Source organism: Methylobacterium sp. 391_Methyba4 (assembly GCF_029691625.1).
GTDB lineage: Bacteria > Pseudomonadota > Alphaproteobacteria > Rhizobiales > Beijerinckiaceae > Methylobacterium > Methylobacterium fujisawaense.
Window position 1 is genome coordinate 2,562,115 of sequence record NZ_CP121475.1, and the last position, 16,297, is coordinate 2,578,411.

The 16,297-nt window shown below is 73.6% G+C and carries 13 protein-coding genes; 8 read left to right on the top strand and 5 right to left on the bottom strand.

What is annotated here, in order from left to right:
- Positions 1-80 precede the first annotated feature (80 nt).
- Positions 81-1,298, top strand: coding sequence for a TIGR03862 family flavoprotein (locus P9K36_RS11900; protein ID WP_043382052.1), 1,218 nt, complete (start codon positions 81-83; stop codon positions 1,296-1,298).
- A gap of 10 nt (positions 1,299-1,308) precedes the next feature.
- Here P9K36_RS11900 and P9K36_RS11905 read toward each other — a convergent pair whose 3' ends face one another.
- Complete coding sequence (locus tag P9K36_RS11905; RefSeq protein WP_043357140.1) at positions 1,309-2,199, bottom strand: collagen-like protein; 891 nt, start codon at positions 2,197-2,199, stop codon at positions 1,309-1,311.
- Between the two features lie 231 nt (positions 2,200-2,430).
- On the opposite strand from P9K36_RS11905, the gene P9K36_RS11910 reads away from it, so the two are divergent.
- From P9K36_RS11910 to P9K36_RS11925, 4 genes are read left to right on the top strand one after another with little or no spacing between them, the layout of a single operon-like run.
- On the top strand, positions 2,431-3,222 hold the full coding sequence (locus tag P9K36_RS11910; RefSeq protein ID WP_051976036.1) for an ImuA protein: 792 nt from the start codon (positions 2,431-2,433) through the stop codon (positions 3,220-3,222).
- The gene (locus P9K36_RS11915) at positions 3,149-4,942 is read left to right on the top strand and encodes a DNA polymerase Y family protein (RefSeq protein ID WP_043757213.1); all 1,794 of its coding nucleotides are present in this window, start codon (positions 3,149-3,151) and stop codon (positions 4,940-4,942) included. Before P9K36_RS11910 ends, P9K36_RS11915 begins: the two co-directional genes overlap by 74 nt.
- On the top strand, positions 4,939-8,229 hold the full coding sequence (locus P9K36_RS11920) for an error-prone DNA polymerase (RefSeq protein ID WP_278307111.1): 3,291 nt from the start codon (positions 4,939-4,941) through the stop codon (positions 8,227-8,229). Before P9K36_RS11915 ends, P9K36_RS11920 begins: the two co-directional genes overlap by 4 nt.
- 44 nt (positions 8,230-8,273) lie before the next feature.
- Complete coding sequence (locus tag P9K36_RS11925; RefSeq protein WP_043757218.1) at positions 8,274-8,738, top strand: hypothetical protein; 465 nt, start codon at positions 8,274-8,276, stop codon at positions 8,736-8,738.
- 40 nt (positions 8,739-8,778) lie between these two features.
- On the opposite strand, the gene fae is transcribed toward P9K36_RS11925, so the two are convergent.
- Both fae and P9K36_RS11935 read right to left on the bottom strand, forming a co-directional pair.
- Positions 8,779-9,318, bottom strand: a complete 540-nt coding sequence (gene fae / locus P9K36_RS11930) for a formaldehyde-activating enzyme (protein WP_020092273.1) — start codon at positions 9,316-9,318, stop codon at positions 8,779-8,781.
- Between the two features lie 62 nt (positions 9,319-9,380).
- Positions 9,381-10,622 carry a divalent metal cation transporter gene (locus tag P9K36_RS11935; protein ID WP_043757220.1) on the bottom strand — a complete coding sequence of 414 codons (1,242 nt, stop codon included), beginning with the start codon at positions 10,620-10,622 and terminating at the stop codon, positions 9,381-9,383.
- A gap of 80 nt (positions 10,623-10,702) precedes the next feature.
- On the opposite strand from P9K36_RS11935, the gene P9K36_RS11940 reads away from it, so the two are divergent.
- The gene (locus P9K36_RS11940; protein ID WP_043349581.1) at positions 10,703-10,918 is read left to right on the top strand and encodes a hypothetical protein; all 216 of its coding nucleotides are present in this window, start codon (positions 10,703-10,705) and stop codon (positions 10,916-10,918) included.
- Positions 10,919-10,936: 18 nt separating this feature from the next.
- On the opposite strand, the gene P9K36_RS11945 is transcribed toward P9K36_RS11940, so the two are convergent.
- Positions 10,937-11,383, bottom strand: a complete 447-nt coding sequence (locus P9K36_RS11945; protein WP_043757221.1) for a hypothetical protein — start codon at positions 11,381-11,383, stop codon at positions 10,937-10,939.
- 250 nt (positions 11,384-11,633) lie between these two features.
- Here P9K36_RS11945 and lexA point away from each other — a divergent pair, with 250 nt between their 5' ends.
- Positions 11,634-12,371, top strand: a complete 738-nt coding sequence (lexA, locus tag P9K36_RS11950) for a transcriptional repressor LexA (protein WP_043757222.1) — start codon at positions 11,634-11,636, stop codon at positions 12,369-12,371.
- Here the strand turns inward: lexA and P9K36_RS11955 are convergent.
- Positions 12,365-14,656, bottom strand: coding sequence for a ComEC/Rec2 family competence protein (locus P9K36_RS11955; RefSeq protein WP_043757225.1), 2,292 nt, complete (start codon positions 14,654-14,656; stop codon positions 12,365-12,367). The two genes, lexA and P9K36_RS11955, sit on opposite strands and share 7 nt — an antisense overlap.
- A 192-nt stretch (positions 14,657-14,848) precedes the next feature.
- Between P9K36_RS11955 and gltX the strand changes: the two genes are divergently transcribed.
- On the top strand, positions 14,849-16,276 hold the full coding sequence (gltX, locus tag P9K36_RS11960) for a glutamate--tRNA ligase (RefSeq protein WP_043757228.1): 1,428 nt from the start codon (positions 14,849-14,851) through the stop codon (positions 16,274-16,276).
- Positions 16,277-16,297: the final 21 nt, after the last annotated feature.

Genomic DNA, 16,297 nt, shown 5'->3' on the forward strand with positions numbered 1-16,297 from the left:
CCGGAGGGCAGCCCATGCCGTCCGGCACCGATCCGGTCTTCGCCCTTGACAGGACTGGCGGCCTGTCGCTCTCCCGGCGGATGCCGGATGACAGGGATGCAATCGCCATCGTGGGCGGCGGGCCGGCCGGGCTCGCCGCCGCCGAGGTGCTGGGAGGCGCAGGCCGCGCGGTCGCGGTCTACGAGCGCATGCCCTCGGTCGCCCGCAAGCTGCTGATCGCCGGGCGCGGCGGCCTCAACATCACCCACAGCGAGGCGCGGGCGGACTTCCTCGCCCGCTACCATCCGCATGGCTGTCTCGATGCCGCCATCGCGGCCTTCCCGCCCGACGCGCTGCGGGCGTGGTGCGCGGAACTCGGCGAGCCGACCTTCGTCGGGTCGAGCGGGCGCGTCTTCCCGCGCAGCTTCAAGGCCTCGCCCCTGCTCCGGGCATGGCTGGCGCGGCTCGACCGCCTCGGGGTCCGGATCCACACCCGCCACCGGCTCACGGCCCTGGGCGGGACGCTGCATTTCGACACCCCGGACGGGCCGCGCGCGATCCGGCCCCGCGCCACCCTGCTGGCGCTCGGCGGTGCGAGCTGGCCGCGCCTCGGCTCGGACGGGCGCTGGGTGCCCCTCCTCGAAGGGCTCGGGGTGGCGGTGGCGCCCCTGCGTCCGGCCAATGCCGGCTTCGCGGTGGCGTGGTCCGACCTGTTCCGGGAGCGGTTCTCCGGAGCACCGCTGAAGCGGGTGGCGCTCGCCTGCGAAGGCACCGTGGTGCGGGGCGAGGCCGTGATCACGCAGACCGGCATCGAGGGCGGAGCGATCTACGCCCTCTCGCGCCTCTTACGCGAAGCGATCGCGGCCGGGGGCAGCGCGCGGCTCGTCGTGGATCTCCGCCCCGACCTCACCCGGGAAGCCCTCGCCCGCCGTCTGTCCGGCGCCCGGCCGGGCGACTCGGCCGCGACCCGGCTGCGCAAAGCCGCGGGCCTCGCGCCCGTTGCGGCGGGATTGCTGCGCGAGGCGACCGGCGCCGCCCTCCCGGCGGATCCCGGGGCGCTGGCCGGGTTGATCAAGGCCGCGCCCATCACCCTCACCGCCTCCGCGCCGATCGAGCGGGCGATCTCGACGGCGGGCGGCGTCCGGCTCGACGCCCTCGACGAACGGTCGATGCTGCGGGCCCATCCCGGCCTGTTCCTGGCCGGGGAGATGCTCGACTGGGAGGCGCCGACCGGCGGCTACCTGCTCCAGGGCGCCCTCGCGGGCGGAAGGGCGGCCGCTGCCGGTATGCTCGACTGGCTGCGCGAGACCGGCGGCTGACGCGCCCGCCTCACGGCCGCGTGCAGAACCCGACGATGCCGGACGCGTCCGCGGGGCAGCTGGCGCCCTCCCCGTCATAGACCGCCACGCCACCCTTGAGGCAATGGGCCGTGACCAGCATCTCGCCGGTCCCGCAGGTGATCGTGCAGCCCCCCGGGCAATCGGATTTGCGCACGGGTCGCAAGCTGGCGGCTGTGGCCTCGCCCTTCGGGCCCGGGCCGCCCTGCGGTCCGACCGGACCCCGCGGGCCCGGAGGACCCTGCAGGCCCGCGGCCCCGGCATCGCCCTTCGGGCCCGGTGCGCCCTGCGGGCCGACCGCGCCCTGGGGGCCGGTCTCCCCTTTCGGACCGGTCTCGCCCTGAGGACCCGTATCGCCCTTGAGACCCTGCTCGCCCTTGGCTCCTTGGTCTCCCTTGGCCCCCTGATCGCCCTTGAGACCGGCCTCGCCCTTGGCCCCCGTCTCCCCGGGCGGTCCTGCGACACCCTGAGGGCCGGGCGGTCCGGGCGGACCCTCCGGCGCGCAGTTCGCCACAACCGCCTCCCGCTCGTCCGGCTCCGCCTTCAGCGTCACCACGCAGGTCGAAGGCCGGTAGGGCAGCCGGAAGGTGAACCGTCCGCGCCGGTCGGCCTGGATCGAGATGTCGTCGTCCAGCACCACGATCGCCCCGGGCTTGCGCACCGAGCCCGAGATCCGGAGGTCGCCGGCCTCGATGCGCGCGTCGTAGACCATGATCGGCTGGCTCGGGGTCTGCGCGTGCCGGACCCGCGGGCGGGCCGGGCGCGATCGCCCTGCGGCGGCCGCGGCCGGATCCGGACCTGCGCCACCCGGCGGATCCGCCTGCTGGCCGAGCGCCGCCCCCGACAGGGCGAGCAGGATCGTCAGAGTGAGGGCTGAGCGCATGCGCGGTCCGGTTCGGCCGCGTCACGCACGCGGCGGCCCGACATTGGTCTCGCCCTGCGAGGGAGGTCAACCGGGGCGGCGGAACCGGCGGTGGCGGTCGATTCCACAGGCGTCCACAGCCATCCACAGGCCAAGCCGCTGCTTCCGTGCGCGATTCCGGGACGCCGTGGAAACCGTTTGTGTGCGTTCCTGTTATGTTCCTATCGTCCGGCATGACCGGAGCCGACGGAGATGGGGCTGGACCCTGCGGACGAGACCGAGGGGGCGATCGCGCGGGGCGATCCCCGGGCCCGGCTTGCGGCCCTGCGGATGCGCCTCGCGCCGCCGGCCGGCGAGCGGGACCTGCCGCCGGTCCTGCCGCCGGTCCTGCCGCTGGGCGTACCGGAGCTCGACGGGCATCTGCCGGGCGGCGGCCTCGTCCTCGGGCCGCCCCACGAGATCGCGCCGGCCGAGCCCGTGGACGGGGTCGCGGCCCTCGGCTTCGCCCTGGCGCTCTGCGCCCGCCACCTCGCTGGCCGGCCTGGTCCGGCGCTGATCGCCGCCGCGCCGGGGCAGCCCCTGCCCTACGGCCATGGCCTCGCGGGACTCGGCCTCGATCCCGCCCGGCTGCTGCTGCTGGAGGCCGGCAGCGATGCGGAGGTGTTCCGCGCGCTGGAGGCGGCCCTGCACGCCCGGGCGCTCACGGCCCTCGTCGGCCTCGTCCGGGACGGCCTGCCGCTGAAGCCGGGCCGGCGCCTGCAGCTCGCCGCGGAAGGGTCTGCTCCGCCGCTGCTGCTGATCCTGCGGCCGGCGCCTGCCGGCCTGCCCAACGGGGCCGCCACCCGCTGGCGGATCGCCGCGGCGCCCGCGGCGCGGGACCGGTTCGGCACCCTCGACAGGCCGCGCTGGCGGGCGCGGCTCGAACGCTGTCGCAACGGGCGGGGCGGCGACTGGCTTCTGGAGTGGGACCATGCCGCGCATCGTCTGCATCTGCCTGAGCCACTGGCCGGTGACGCGGCTGCGGCGGGCCGGTCTCGCGCCTGAGCGCGGCCCCCTCGCGGTGGCCGCCGAGGGCCCCGGCGGCCTGCGGCTCGTGGCCCTCGACCCGGAGGCCCGCGCCCTGGGCCTCCAGCCCGGCGAGCCCCTGGGCCGGGTCCGGGCGCGGATCGGCGTGCCGCTCCAGGTCTATCCCGCCGACCCGACCGCCGACCGGGACGCTCTGCTGCGGCTCTGCCGCTGGGCGGGCGGCTACGCGCCCCTCGTGGCGCCGTTCGGGCCGGCCGAGGCGGGGGACGGGCTCTACATCGACGTCGCCGGGGCCAGTCACCTGCGCGGCGGCGAGGCGAGTCTCGTCGACGATCTGACAGACCGTCTCGCGCGGGGACATATCCCCGCCCGGATCGCCCTTGCCGACACACCCGGGGCCGCCTTCGCGCTGGCCAGCCACGGCGGGGTCGACCGGATCGTCGTGCCGCCGGGCGGGGCGGCCGAGGCTCTGCGGGGTCTGCCCGTGGAGGCCCTGCGGCTGGATCCCGGCACGGTCTCGGGGCTGAAGCGGCTCGGCCTGCGCCGGATGGGCGAACTCGATGCCCTCCCCCGGGGGCCCCTCGCCCGTCGCTTCGGCGAGGCGTTGCTGTTGCGCCTCGATCAGGCCCTGGCACGCCGTCCCGAGCCGCTGGCGCCCCTGTCGGAGGCCGCCGAATACGCCGCCGCCCGCGGCTTCCTCGACCCGATCGGGCGGCAGTCGGACATCGTCCGGACCGCCCGCGACCTGATGGCCGAGATCGCCCCCCGTCTGGAGCGGGACGGGCTCGGTGCCTGTGCCCTGCGCCTCGCCCTGCACCGGGTCGACGGGGTGGTGCGGGCCATCGATCTCGGTCTGTCGCGCCCCGAGCGTTACCCCGAGCGGGTCGCGGCCCTGGTTTCCCTGCGCCTCGACCGGTTGGGCTCCGCCCTCGAGGCCGGGTTCGGCTTCGAGACCGTGGCGCTCGCCGTGACGGTGACCGGCGCCATGCCGGCCCGCCAGACCGATCTCGGGGCGGACGCCTCCGGCGATGGGGTCGCCGTCCTGGCCGATGCCCTGGCGCAGCGCCTCGGGCGGGCGTTGCTGCGCCTGGAGCCACGGGCGAGTCACCTGCCGGAACGGGCTGATCGGAGCGGTCCCTGGGTTGCCGGAGAGGGGCACGGATCGTCAGCGGACAAGGACATCGGCCGGACGCGCGCGCATCGCCCTCTCCCCTCTGCGGAGGAGGATGCCCCCCGAAGGGGGACGAGTCGGCACGAAGTCCCGCACGGGGGGAGCGAGGGTGCAGGGTCCGGCCGTGGCCTTCATGAAGCGCGCGATCCCTCCGGAAGCGGCTTTCCCTTCTCCCGGCCCCTTCTGAAGCAGGAGCCAACCTCCCCCGCAGAGGGGGGCGTGAGGGCGCGGGCCTTTCCCATCTCCGTCCCCTGCTCCATCCCCTGGCCCGATCACCTCCCGCCCCGCCCCCTGGTGCTGTTCCCCCGGGGCGAAGCCGCTTGCGACGTGCTCTCCGCCGTCCCGGAGGGGCCGCCCCGGCGCTTCCGCTGGCGCGCGCAGGTTCACCGCGTCGCCCATGCCGAGGGGCCGGAGCGGATTTCCGCGGAATGGTGGTGCGCGCCCGGCGCGGAGCGCGACTATTACCGCATCGAATGCGAGGCCGGTCACCGGCTCTGGCTCTACCGCGACGGGCCGCACGCCCCCGGGCAGCCGGCCGCGTGGTACGTCCACGGGCTGTTCGCGTGAGCCGCCCCGAGATCCCTTTCGCCGAACTCGCCGTCACCACGAACTTCTCGTTCCTCCACGGCGCCGCGCACCCGCAGGACTACGTCGTGCAGGCGGCGGCCTACGGCCTCTCGGCGATCGGCATCGCCGACCGCAACACCGTGGCCGGCGTGGTCCGGGCGCATGCGGCGGCGCGGGCGCTCGAAGCGGAGGGCACGAAGATCCGGATCCTGCCCGGCGTGCGCCTCGTCACCGAGGAGGGGTTCGAGGCCGTCACCTACCCGATGGACCGGGCGGCCTGGGGGCGCCTCTGCCGGCTGCTCACCCTGGGCAACCGGCGCGTCCGCAAGGGGGAATGCCGCTTCGCCTTCGCCGAGATGCTGGAGGCCGCGAAGGGGCAGATGTTCATCGCCATGCCGCCGGCCCGGCGCCTGCCGGAGGGCTTCCGGTCGCGTCTGGAGGCGCTCGCCGCCGCGGCCCCGGGCCGGACCTTCCTCGGGGCGAGCCATACGCGCCGGGGCGACGAGCGGCGCCGCCTCGGTCTGCTCGCCGAGCTGGGCGCGGCCGCCCGCGCGCCGATGGTCGCGGTCTCGGACGCGCTCTACCACCATCCCGAGCGGCGCCCGCTCCAGGACGTGGTGACGTGCATCCGCGCGGGCTGCCGGATCGGCGAGGCGGGCTACCGGCTGGAGGCCAATGCCGAGCGCCACCTGAAGCCCCCCGCCGAGATGGCGCGGCTGTTCGCCGACCACCCGGAGGCGGTGGCCCGCACCGTCGAGATCGCCGAGGCCTGCGGCTTCTGCCTGTCCCAGCTGCGCTACGAATATCCCGACGAGCCGGTGCCCCCCGGGCGCACGCCGCAGGAATACCTGGAGGAGAAGACCTTCGAGCGGGCGCACTGGCGCTACGGCGGCGATATTCCCTCCGCCGTCGCGGGGACGCTCCGCGAGGAGCTGCGGCTCATCGCCAAGATGGACTATGCCCGTTACTTCCTGACCCTGTTCGACGTGGTCGAGTTCGCCCGCGGCAAGGGGATCCTCTGCCAGGGCCGCGGCTCGGCGGCCAATTCCGCCGTGTGCTTCTGCCTGGGCATCACCGCGGTGGACCCGTCCAAGCACCGGCTGCTCTTCGCCCGCTTCATCTCGGAGAACCGGGGCGAGCCCCCCGACATCGACGTCGATTTCGAGCACGAGCGCCGCGAGGAGGTGATCCAGCACCTCTATGCCCGCTACGGCCGGGAGCGGGCCGCCCTCTGCGCCACGGTGATCCACTACCGTCCGCGCATGGCGATCCGCGAGGTCGGCAAGGTCCTCGGGCTCACCGAGGACGTGACCGCGGCGATCGCCGACACGGTCTGGGGCTCCTGGGGCACCGGGATGCCGGACCAGCATGTGCGCGAGGCCGGCCTCGATCCGGGGAACCCGGCGATCCGGCAGGCGCTGGACCTCGCCCACCAGTTGATCGGTTTCCCCCGCCACCTGTCCCAGCATGTCGGCGGCTTCGTGCTGACCCGCGGGCGCCTCGACGAGACCGTGCCGGTGGGCAACGGCGCCATGGCGGACCGCACCTTCATCGAGTGGGACAAGGACGACATCGACGCGATCGGCCTGATGAAGGTCGACGTGCTGGCGCTCGGCATGCTGACCTGCCTCAAGCGCGGCCTCGCGTTTCTGGAGAAGGACCACAATACCTTCTACGAGACGCTGGCCGACCTGCCCCAGGAGGATCCCGCCACCTACGCGATGCTGGCGAAGGCCGATTCCGTCGGCGTGTTCCAGGTCGAGAGCCGGGCGCAGATGTCGATGCTGCCGCGCCTGAAGCCCAAGGAATTCTACGACCTCGTCGTGCAGGTGGCGATCGTGCGCCCCGGTCCCATCCAGGGCGACATGGTCCATCCCTACCTGCGGCGCCGCTCCGGGATCGACCCGGTGGAGTACCCCGCCCCGCACCCGGACCACGGGCCGGCGGACGAACTGAAGGAGGTCCTGCAGAAGACCTACGGGGTGCCGCTGTTCCAGGAGCATGCCATGCAGATCGCCATCACGGCGGCGGGCTTCACCCCGGCCGAGGCCGACGGCCTGCGCCGGGCGATGGCGACCTTCCGCCATGTCGGCTCGATCGGCGGCTTCGCGGACAAGTTCGTGGGCGGCATGACCCGCCGGGGCTACCCGCAGGACTTCGCCGAGCGCTGCTTCGCGCAGATCCGCGGCTTCTCCACCTACGGATTCCCGGAGAGCCACGCGGCGAGCTTCGCGCTCCTCGTCTACGCCTCGGTCTGGATGAAGTGCCGGCACCCCGACGTCTTCCTGGCCGCGATCCTCAACGCCCAGCCCATGGGCTTCTACCAGCCGGCCCAGCTGGTGCGCGACGCCCGCGCCCACGGGGTCGAGGTGCGGGGCGTCTGCGTCAACGCCAGCGACTGGGACTGCACCCTGGAGCCGGCCGGAAATCCCGCGCTGCACGCCGTGCGGATCGGCCTGCGGGTGGTGCGCGGCCTGCCCGAGGCCGCCATGCGCCGGCTCGTGCGGCTGCGGGCCAACGGCTATGCCAGCATCGAGGGCCTGCAGGCCGCCCTCGCCCTGCCCCGCAACACCCTGGAGCGGCTGGCCGAGGCGGACGCGTTCCGCTCGCTGGGCCTCGACCGGCGCGCCGCCCTCTGGATGGTCCGCACCCTGGAGGGGACCTCGGCGCGCAAGGCCGCCAAGGCCGACCCGAGCGCGCGCCGGGCCCATCTCCTCGACGCGCCCCTGCCGCTCTTCGCCTGGCACGCCGATGACGGCCTGTTCCGGCACGAGCCGGCCGTGGACCTGCCGTCCCTGGCCCCGTCCGAGGCGGTGGCCGAGGATTATGCCGCCACCGGCCTGTCGCTGCAGGGGCACCCGGTCGCCTTCTTCCGGGGGCGGCTCGCCCGGATCGGCGCGATCCCGGCCCGGGCGCATCTCGATCCCGCCCTGCCCCAGGGGGCGCGGGTCACGGTGGCGGGCCTCGTGCTGATCCGCCAGCGGCCCGGCACCGCCAAGGGCGTGGTGTTCCTGACCCTGGAGGACGAGACCGGTATCGCCAACGTGATCGTCTGGAAGACGGTGTTCGAGGCCAACCGCCGGATCGCCATGCAGGCCCGGTTCCTCGCCGTGCGCGGCCGGATCCAGCGGGCGGACGGGGTGGTCCATCTCGTGGCCGAAGGGTTTCGCGATCTCACCGCGTCCCTGCGCGACCTGCGCGAGGCCGGGATGAAGCTGCCCCCCGAGAACACGGATTTCGGCGTGCCCCCGGATCGGCGCGTGTATCGCAGCCGGGATTTCCACTGAGGAACGCCCCTCGACAGGCCCCGCGCCGCGCGTAGAGTGCGGCCATGTCGAGCTTCGCCGTTCCGCGCCTCCTCCTCGCCGCCTGCGCGGCCCTCCCCCTCTGGGCGGAGGCCGCCCGGGCCGACAGCTGCGACGACCTCACCCGCCAGATCGCCGGCGCCATCGGCGGCAAGGTCGGCAAGCGGGCGGGCCCCAGCATCGACATCCGCATGGCCGGCCCGATCAAGTTCGACGTGACCTGCCGGGCCGAGCCGATCGTGCAGGCGACCTCGGCCGAGCCCGCCCCCTCGGCGACCTTCTTCCGCGACCTGTCGGTGGCCTCCGAGATCCTGGTCGGCGAACCGGCCGCGACCGTCGAGCCGATCATCGCCAGCGCCTACCGGACCGCGCTGTCGGAGCGGCGCAAGTCGTTCATCCAGCAGAACGGCTGGTCGGCCTCCTGCTACACCGACCCGGGCAGCACCGCGATGCGGACCCTGTGCTCGGTGGGGCGCATCCCGCCGGGGTGATGCGATATCGACCCCGGCAGGATGCGCGCGAAGGGGCCGATCAGTACTCGATCACGCCGTCCAGGGCGTAGTGCTTCACGGTCTTCCGGTTGGCGATCAGCTCGTCCACCGTCGGCTCGCCCTTGAGGGCGCGGGCGATGGCGAGCTTCGTCGCCTCGTAGTTGGTCCGGTAGAGGTCCTTCTGGTCGAGGTTGTCGTCCTCGGCGCAGCGCTGATCGAGCCAGATCATGATGATCATGCACAGCTCGTCGAGCCCGTCCTTGGGCAGGATGCCCTCGATGATGCAGTCCACGATCGCGTCGCCGGTGGCGGCCTGGACCACGCCGCCGAGGAGCTCGGCATACTCGGCCGTGTGGATCGTGACCTTGGTGGTCATCATCGTGGCAGGGCGCACGAGCTGGTTGAGGTCGCGGACCACGAACATCCGCGTGTGGCCCTGGACCTGCCCCATCATCGACGCGAAGGCCTGGCCGACCGGACCGCGCACCGAGCCGATCAGCACCTCCGGCATGGCGTCGGTGTACTGGCCCTCGGCCGCCAGCACCGTGGCCTCGCCCGTGCGGAACCAGATCTCTTGCATGTTCGAACTCCACCTGATCGGAGCCCGCGGGAGACATCATCGGAGGCCCCGCGTCAATCGCGTCAGAGCAGGCCCACCCCGTCCAGGACGCCGACCATCGCGAACGCGATCGTGATCCCCGACACCGCGTAGACCACCCCCTTGTAGACGCCCGCCACGCGCTGCCCCTCTGGCAGGGCCCGGGTGGCGAGGAGGATCAGCAGGCCGAGCGCCAGGGGCAGGAGCAGCGCGTTCATCACCTCCACGGCGATGTTGAGCGCCACGAGATCCGGCACGAGCTGCACGGCGACCGCGCCGGCCGCGACCGCGAGCGCGAAGGCGCCGTAGAAGGCCGGAGCCTCCCGGGGCGACTGCTCCAGGGAGTGCGGCCGGCCGGTCACGTCGCCGAACCCCCAGGCCAGCGCCAGGGCCACGACGTTGAGCGCCACGAAGGCCGCCGCGATGATGCCCACCCCGAACACCACCTGCCCGAGCCACGGCCCCAGGGCCGGCGTGAAGGCGCCCGCGAGATCGCCGACGGTCTCCAGCCCCTTCGCGCTGCCCTGCCCGGCCTTGCCGATCGTGGCGGCGGCGGCGACGAGGATCGCGCCCATCACGCATTGCGAGACCACCGCACCCACGAGTGTGTCGAGCCGCGAGCGCCGCGCGTGCTCCCAGCCCAGGCCCTTATCGACGATCGCCGACTGCTGGTAGAAGATCATCCACGGCATGATCACCGCGCCGATATTGGCCGCGATCAGCACCCGGAACTGGCCGTCGCCCAGCGGCATGTGCCCGAAGGAGGCGACGATCTCGGGCAGGTTCGGCCGCGCCGCGACGGCGAGCCCGACGAAGACCAGCTCGAACAGGCCGACCACGATCGCCACGACCTCGACGCGCCGGTAGCTCCCGGTGAAGACGAGCCCCAGGAGCAGGCAGGCCGGCAGGCCGAGGCTCACGAGCCGCGGCACCCCGAACAGGTCCCCGATGCCGGCGATGCCGGAGAATTCCGTGACGATGGCGCCGATGCCGGCGACCACGAGGCCGCCGTACGAGATCCAGGCCCAGGCCGGCCCGTAGCGCTCCCGGATCAGCGCGCCGTGGCCGCGTCCGGTGGCGGTCCCGAGTCGCACCGTCAGCTCCTGGACGACGTACAGGATTGGCACCAGCAGGATCTGGAGGAGCAGGAGCGAATAGCCCCAGCGCGCCCCGCTCTGGGCCGCCGTGATGAGGCTTCCGACATCCGTATCGGCCAGCATCACCACGAGTCCGGGGCCTGCGGCCTTGAGGTAAGCGGACAGGCGAGGCAGGGAAGCGCTGGGCACGGCTCGGGAACAGTCCCGCGCACGGCCGGTTCCGGCGGGCGCCTGCGGCGTTTTCCCGGGGCAGGCGGGAGGGACATGTGATGGCGGAGAGCACGGATCGGGGCTCCGGCTGGAGCCTGCAGGCGACCGCCGTGCCCGACGGGGTGCGCCTGGAACTCGCCCTGGCCGACCTCGGCGGCGCGCCGGTCACCGCCGCGATCGTTCTCGACCGGGCGGAAGCCCGGGCCTTCGCCCGCGCCCTGCTCGCCGCCGCCGGCGACGCGGCGGAACGGACCTTCCCGAAGCCGGGCGCCTGACGGCGCGCCGCCGGTCGGTCAGCGGGCGAGACCGGGATTGCGGCCCGGCAGGCGGGGGACCACGGTGCCGCGCTTCTCGATCGGCGTGTCGCAGGCGTAGGCGAACTCGGTCTTCAGCGGATCGAACACGGTCTCGCCGGTGATCCGGCAATCCTCGCGCACGGTCTCGTCGAGATAGGCCCGGGCGGCGGTGCGGAAGCGCTTCACCCGGGTGGCGTTCGGCTCCGGATCGATCCGGGCCTCGCTCAGGTTGCAGCCGGTATATTCGCGCAGGGCGTTCGAGACGATCAGCATCCGGCGCATCTGCCGGTTGTCGTAGACCTCGTAGGGCTCCTTGCAGCCGATCGTCACCACCTGGGGGGTGAGCGCCACGTAGTTCCGCGAGATGTAGGAGAACCCGGTGGTGCAGCCGGCGAGGCCGAGGGCGGCGAGGCCGAGGGGCAGCAGAGCTGCGGGTCGTCGCATCCTCGTCATCCCAAGAGGGTCCCAGCCCGCGGCCCGGATCCGCCGCCTTCCCGGCGGGGCGCCGCGGTGCATTGAAACGGCTCCGCTTGCGCCGTCAATGCGTTTCTCGACCTTGCTCCCGCGAGCGCGGAGCGACGCGCCAAGCGTAGCGGTGCCGCCCTTGCGGAACACTTGCGGAACGTTTAACCTGTTCGTGATTTGTTTCAGAGACCGTCACGGGGCGGTCTGCCAAGCCGCGAGTCCCCCTTCGATGCTCACGCGCAAGCAGCTGGACCTCCTGCGTTTCATCCAGAGCCGGATGCAGGAATGCGGCGTCCCGCCGTCCTTCGACGAGATGAAGGACGCCCTCGACCTCAAGTCGAAATCCGGCATCCACCGGCTGATCACGGCCCTGGAGGAGCGCGGCTTCCTCCGGCGCCTGCCGAATCGGGCGCGCGCCATCGAGGTGATCCGCATTCCCGAGAGCCTGAGCCAGACGGTCCCATCTTCGGCCCCATCTTCGGCCCCGGCCGAGCCGCGCCGTTTCACCCCGAGCGTGGTCGAGGGCGGCAAGTCCAAGCAGCCGCCGGCCCCGGCCAGCACGCGGATGATCGATGACGCCGGTCGTGCCATTTCGATCCCGGTGATGGGCCGGATCGCCGCCGGTACGCCGGTCTCGGCGATCCAGAACCAAAGCCATGCCATCACCCTGTCGCCGGATTTCGTGGCCGGCGGCGAGCACTACGCCCTGGAGGTGCGCGGCGACTCGATGGTCGAGGCCGGCATCCTCGACGGCGACCTCGTGGTGATCCGCAAGCAGGACACGGCCAATACCGGCGACATCATCGTGGCGCTGATCGACGACGAGGAGGCGACGCTCAAGCGTCTGCGCCGCCGCGGCTCCTCGATCGCCCTGGAGGCCGCCAACCCGGCCTACGAGACGCGCGTCCTCGGGCCCGACCGGGTCCGGATCCAGGGCCGCCTCGTCAGCCTCGTCCGCCGCTACTGAAGCGGCTCGGCCGGCGCGTCGCCGGGGGCGAAGTCCCCGCCCGACGCATCGGTTTCCGGAGGCGTTGTCGCCCCGTCGTCAGAGGCGCGGGCCTCCGCGGAGGGCGCGGTGACCAATTGTGGCGGTCCCGGCCCGTGTCCCGAGCGTGGTCGCCAGGGCACGGCGCGGCCATCGGCCCGGGCGTGATGGGCGACGAAGCTCTCGCCATCGGACCTGAGGGCGACGGCGCCCTGGGCGGCCAGGACGCGCCGGTCGATCACCAGGGGGCCGGTGCAGGTCGGTGGGGCCACGAGGCCCGTGATCAGCACCGCGGCGCGGGCGCAATCCTCCGGGAAGGCCCGCCGGTCCCGGACCAGGGCGACCGCCCGTCCGTCCGGCAGGCGCGCGGTGCATCCGAGCCGATCACAGCGGCCGCTGCCCGATCGGACGATCAGTGCCCCGGCTCCCCGTCCGTCGCCGTCCGCCTTCAGCCATTGTTCGAGGACGAAGCCGGACGGGCTGCCGAGGGCCGCGAGCCGTCCGTCCGGCCCCCGCACCGCGGCCCCCGCACCCTGCCGATCGACATAGAGGTCGTAGCGGTCGGGTCGGGCCGCGACGACGAGTCCGAGCAGGATCGGCGGCACGGCGAGCCAGCGCAGGCGGGAGGCCGGTAACGTCGCGAGCAGCAGGCCCGCGGTCAGCAGGAACAGCGCCGCGGTGCCGAAGGCCGGTACGACCACGATGGCCCGCTCGAACCCGGCGATCCAATGGGAGACGGCGAGCATGCCCCCCACCGCCTGACCCATCAGCCACCAGATCGGGCGGTCGAGGGCGAAGGGATAGGCGAGGATCCCGATCACCGCGGAGGGCATCACCACGAGGGAGACGAGCGGCAGGGTCAGGGCGTTGCCGACGAGGCCGAAGGGCTGGATCGTCTGGAAATGGTAGGTGGCGAAGGGCGCGGTCGCGACCTGCGCCACCAGGGTCGTGGCCAGGGTCCCGGTGACCGCCGAGAGGCCGCTGCCGACGAGCCGACCGAGCCGGCCCGCCCCGGGGCGCACGAACAGCCGCCCGTCGATCAGCCGTGCGCAGGCGATCAGCCCGGCCACGGCGCCGAAGGACATCTGGAAGCTCGGGCCGAGCAGGCCCTCCGGCTCCCGGGCCAGGGCGATCAGCGCCGCGAGGGCGAGGTTGCGCATCGACAGGGCGGGCCGGTCCACCAGGATCGCGCCCAGCATGATCAGGGTCATGATCAGCGAGCGTTCGGCGGCGATGTCCCAGCCCGAAAAGGCGCAGTAGGCGGTGACGCCGACCATGGCGAAGCCGGCCGCGATCTTCTTGATCGGCCAGAGGAGCGCGCAATGGGGGACCAGCGCGAGGAGCGCCCGCACCAGCCAGAACACCACGCCGGCGGCCAGCACCATGTGGAGGCCCGAGATCGACACAACGTGGTAGATTCCGGCGGCGCGCAGCGCATCGTTGGTCGCCGGGCCGATGAGGCCGCGCTTGCCGGTCACCAGGGCCGCCGCCACCGCGCCCGCCTGGCCGCCGGCGGCCTCCGCGATCCGGCGGGTGAGCCCGTTCCGGGCCGCGTCGAGCGTGGCGGCGAGCCGCAGGCGGAGGGGCAGCGGCTCGGTCGGCGCCCGGATCGTGACCGCCCCGACCAGGGAGCCCACCGCGCCGATCCCCTGGAAGTAGGCGTCTCGGGCAAAATCGTAGCCTCCGGGCCGGGCCGCCTCCGGGGGAGGCAACAACCGGGCGGTGGCGGCGACGACGTCCCCGGGAAGCGGGGTCGGCGTCTTGCGGAATGACACCCGCACCCGGGCGGGCCGCGCCTCCGGCGCAAGGCCGGCGAAGCTCTCCACCCGGATCAGCAGCCGGGCGCCGACCTCGCGCTCGTCCAGGGCCTCGACCGTTCCGATGAGGGGGCCGATGGTGGTGCGGGTGAGGACCGGGGCGGCGACCTCCGAGACCCGCCAGGCTGCCGCCGCGAAGCCGAGGAACGCGGCCGCCACCGCGAGCACCGCCGCCAGCGCCGCCGGGCGCGCGCCGAGGAGCGGGATCGGCGCCAGGGCAAGGGCGGCGGCGACAAGGGGCGCGGCCAGGCTCGGCGCGCCGTCGGTCGCCGCGAAATAGACCAGGATCCCCCCGCCGAAGGCCACCGCCAGCCAGGGGAACAGCCGGCGCTGCTCGGCGTCCCGGGCGAGGCCTTCGGCCACCCAGTGGCGGATGACCGGGAGGGCGGGCGCGCGGGGGCCGGCCAGCGCCACCGCGCCGCCCGCCAGCCTCGCGCCGATCCGCCGCATCGCCGCCGCCCCGTTCCGCGCGACCTGTCTCGGGGCCGGGCGATTCTGCGGGCGATTCTTAACGCATCCTCCGGCTCGTGCTACAGCCGGTGCTTCGTGCTACGGGCGCCCTGTCGAGCCCCTCGCCGCTCCGCCGCCCCTTCGCCGTCCGTCGCGCTCCGTCCGCGACCAGCCCCGGAACATACCGGACCGATGTCCTCAGCCGTCGTCACGCGCTTCGCCCCCTCGCCCACCGGCTACCTGCATATCGGCGGGGCCCGCACGGCGTTGTTCAACTGGCTCTACGCCCGCCACACCGGCGGCAAGATGCTGCTGCGCATCGAGGATACCGACCGGGAGCGCTCCACCAAGGGCGCGATCGACGCGATCCTCGACGGCCTGTCCTGGCTCGGCCTCGACTGGGACGGGGACGTGGTGTTCCAGTTCGCCCGGGCCGAGCGCCACCGGGCCGTGGCCGAGGAGCTGCTGGCGGCCGGCCGTGCCTACCATTGCTATGCCACCGCCGAGGAGCTGACCTCGATGCGGGAGACCGCCCGGGCCGAGGGCCGTGCCCCCCGCTACGACGGCCGCTGGCGCGACCGCGACCCGTCCGAGGCCCCCGCCGGGGTCAAGCCGGTGATCCGCCTGCGCGCGCCGACCGAGGGCGAGACCGTCGTCGAGGACGCCGTCCAGGGCCGCGTGACCTGGGCCAACAAGGACCTCGACGACCTCGTCCTGCTGCGTTCGGACGGGACGCCGACCTACATGCTGGCCGTGGTGGTCGACGACCACGACATGGGCGTCACGCAGATCATCCGCGGCGACGACCACCTCACCAACGCGGCGCGCCAGAGCCAGATCTTTTCCGCCTTGGGCTGGGACATTCCCCGGATGGCCCATATCCCGCTGATCCACGGGGCGGACGGAGCCAAGCTCTCGAAGCGCCACGGGGCGCTCGGCGTCGAGGCCTATCGCGATCTCGGCTACCTGCCGGCGGCCCTGCGCAACTACCTCGTGCGGCTCGGCTGGAGCCACGGCGACCAGGAGGTCTTCTCCACCGAGGAGATGGTCGCGGCCTTCGACCTCGGCGCGGTGGGGCGCTCCGCGGCGCGGTTCGACTTCGCCAAGCTCGCCAACCTCAACGGCCTCTACATCCGCACCAGCGCCGATGCCGATCTCGTCGCGGCGATCGAGACGATCCTGCCAAATGTCGGTCCCGGGCGCGGCCTGTCGGCGCCGCTGCAGCCCGACCTCAAGGACAAGCTCACCCAGGCCATGCCGGGCCTGAAGGAGCGGGCCAAGACGCTGATCGAGCTCCTCGACAGCGCCTATTACCTCTACGCCCAGCGGCCGCTGGCGCTGGACGACAAGGCCCGCGCCCTCCTCTCCGACGAGGGCCGCGCCCGCCTCGCCGGGGTGCGGCCGGTGCTCGAGGCGCTGCCGGACTGGAATGCGGCCTCGACCGAGGGTGCGGTTCGCCAGTACGCGGAGGACGCCGGCTGCAAGCTCGGGCAGGTGGCCCAGCCCCTGCGCGCGGCGCTGACCGGCCGCACCACCTCCCCGCCCCTGTTCGACGTGATGGCGGTGCTCGGCCGGGCGGAAACCCTTGCCCGCCTGGGCGATCAGGTGCCGCAGGTCTGAAGCCACCGGGCGTAGCCGGGG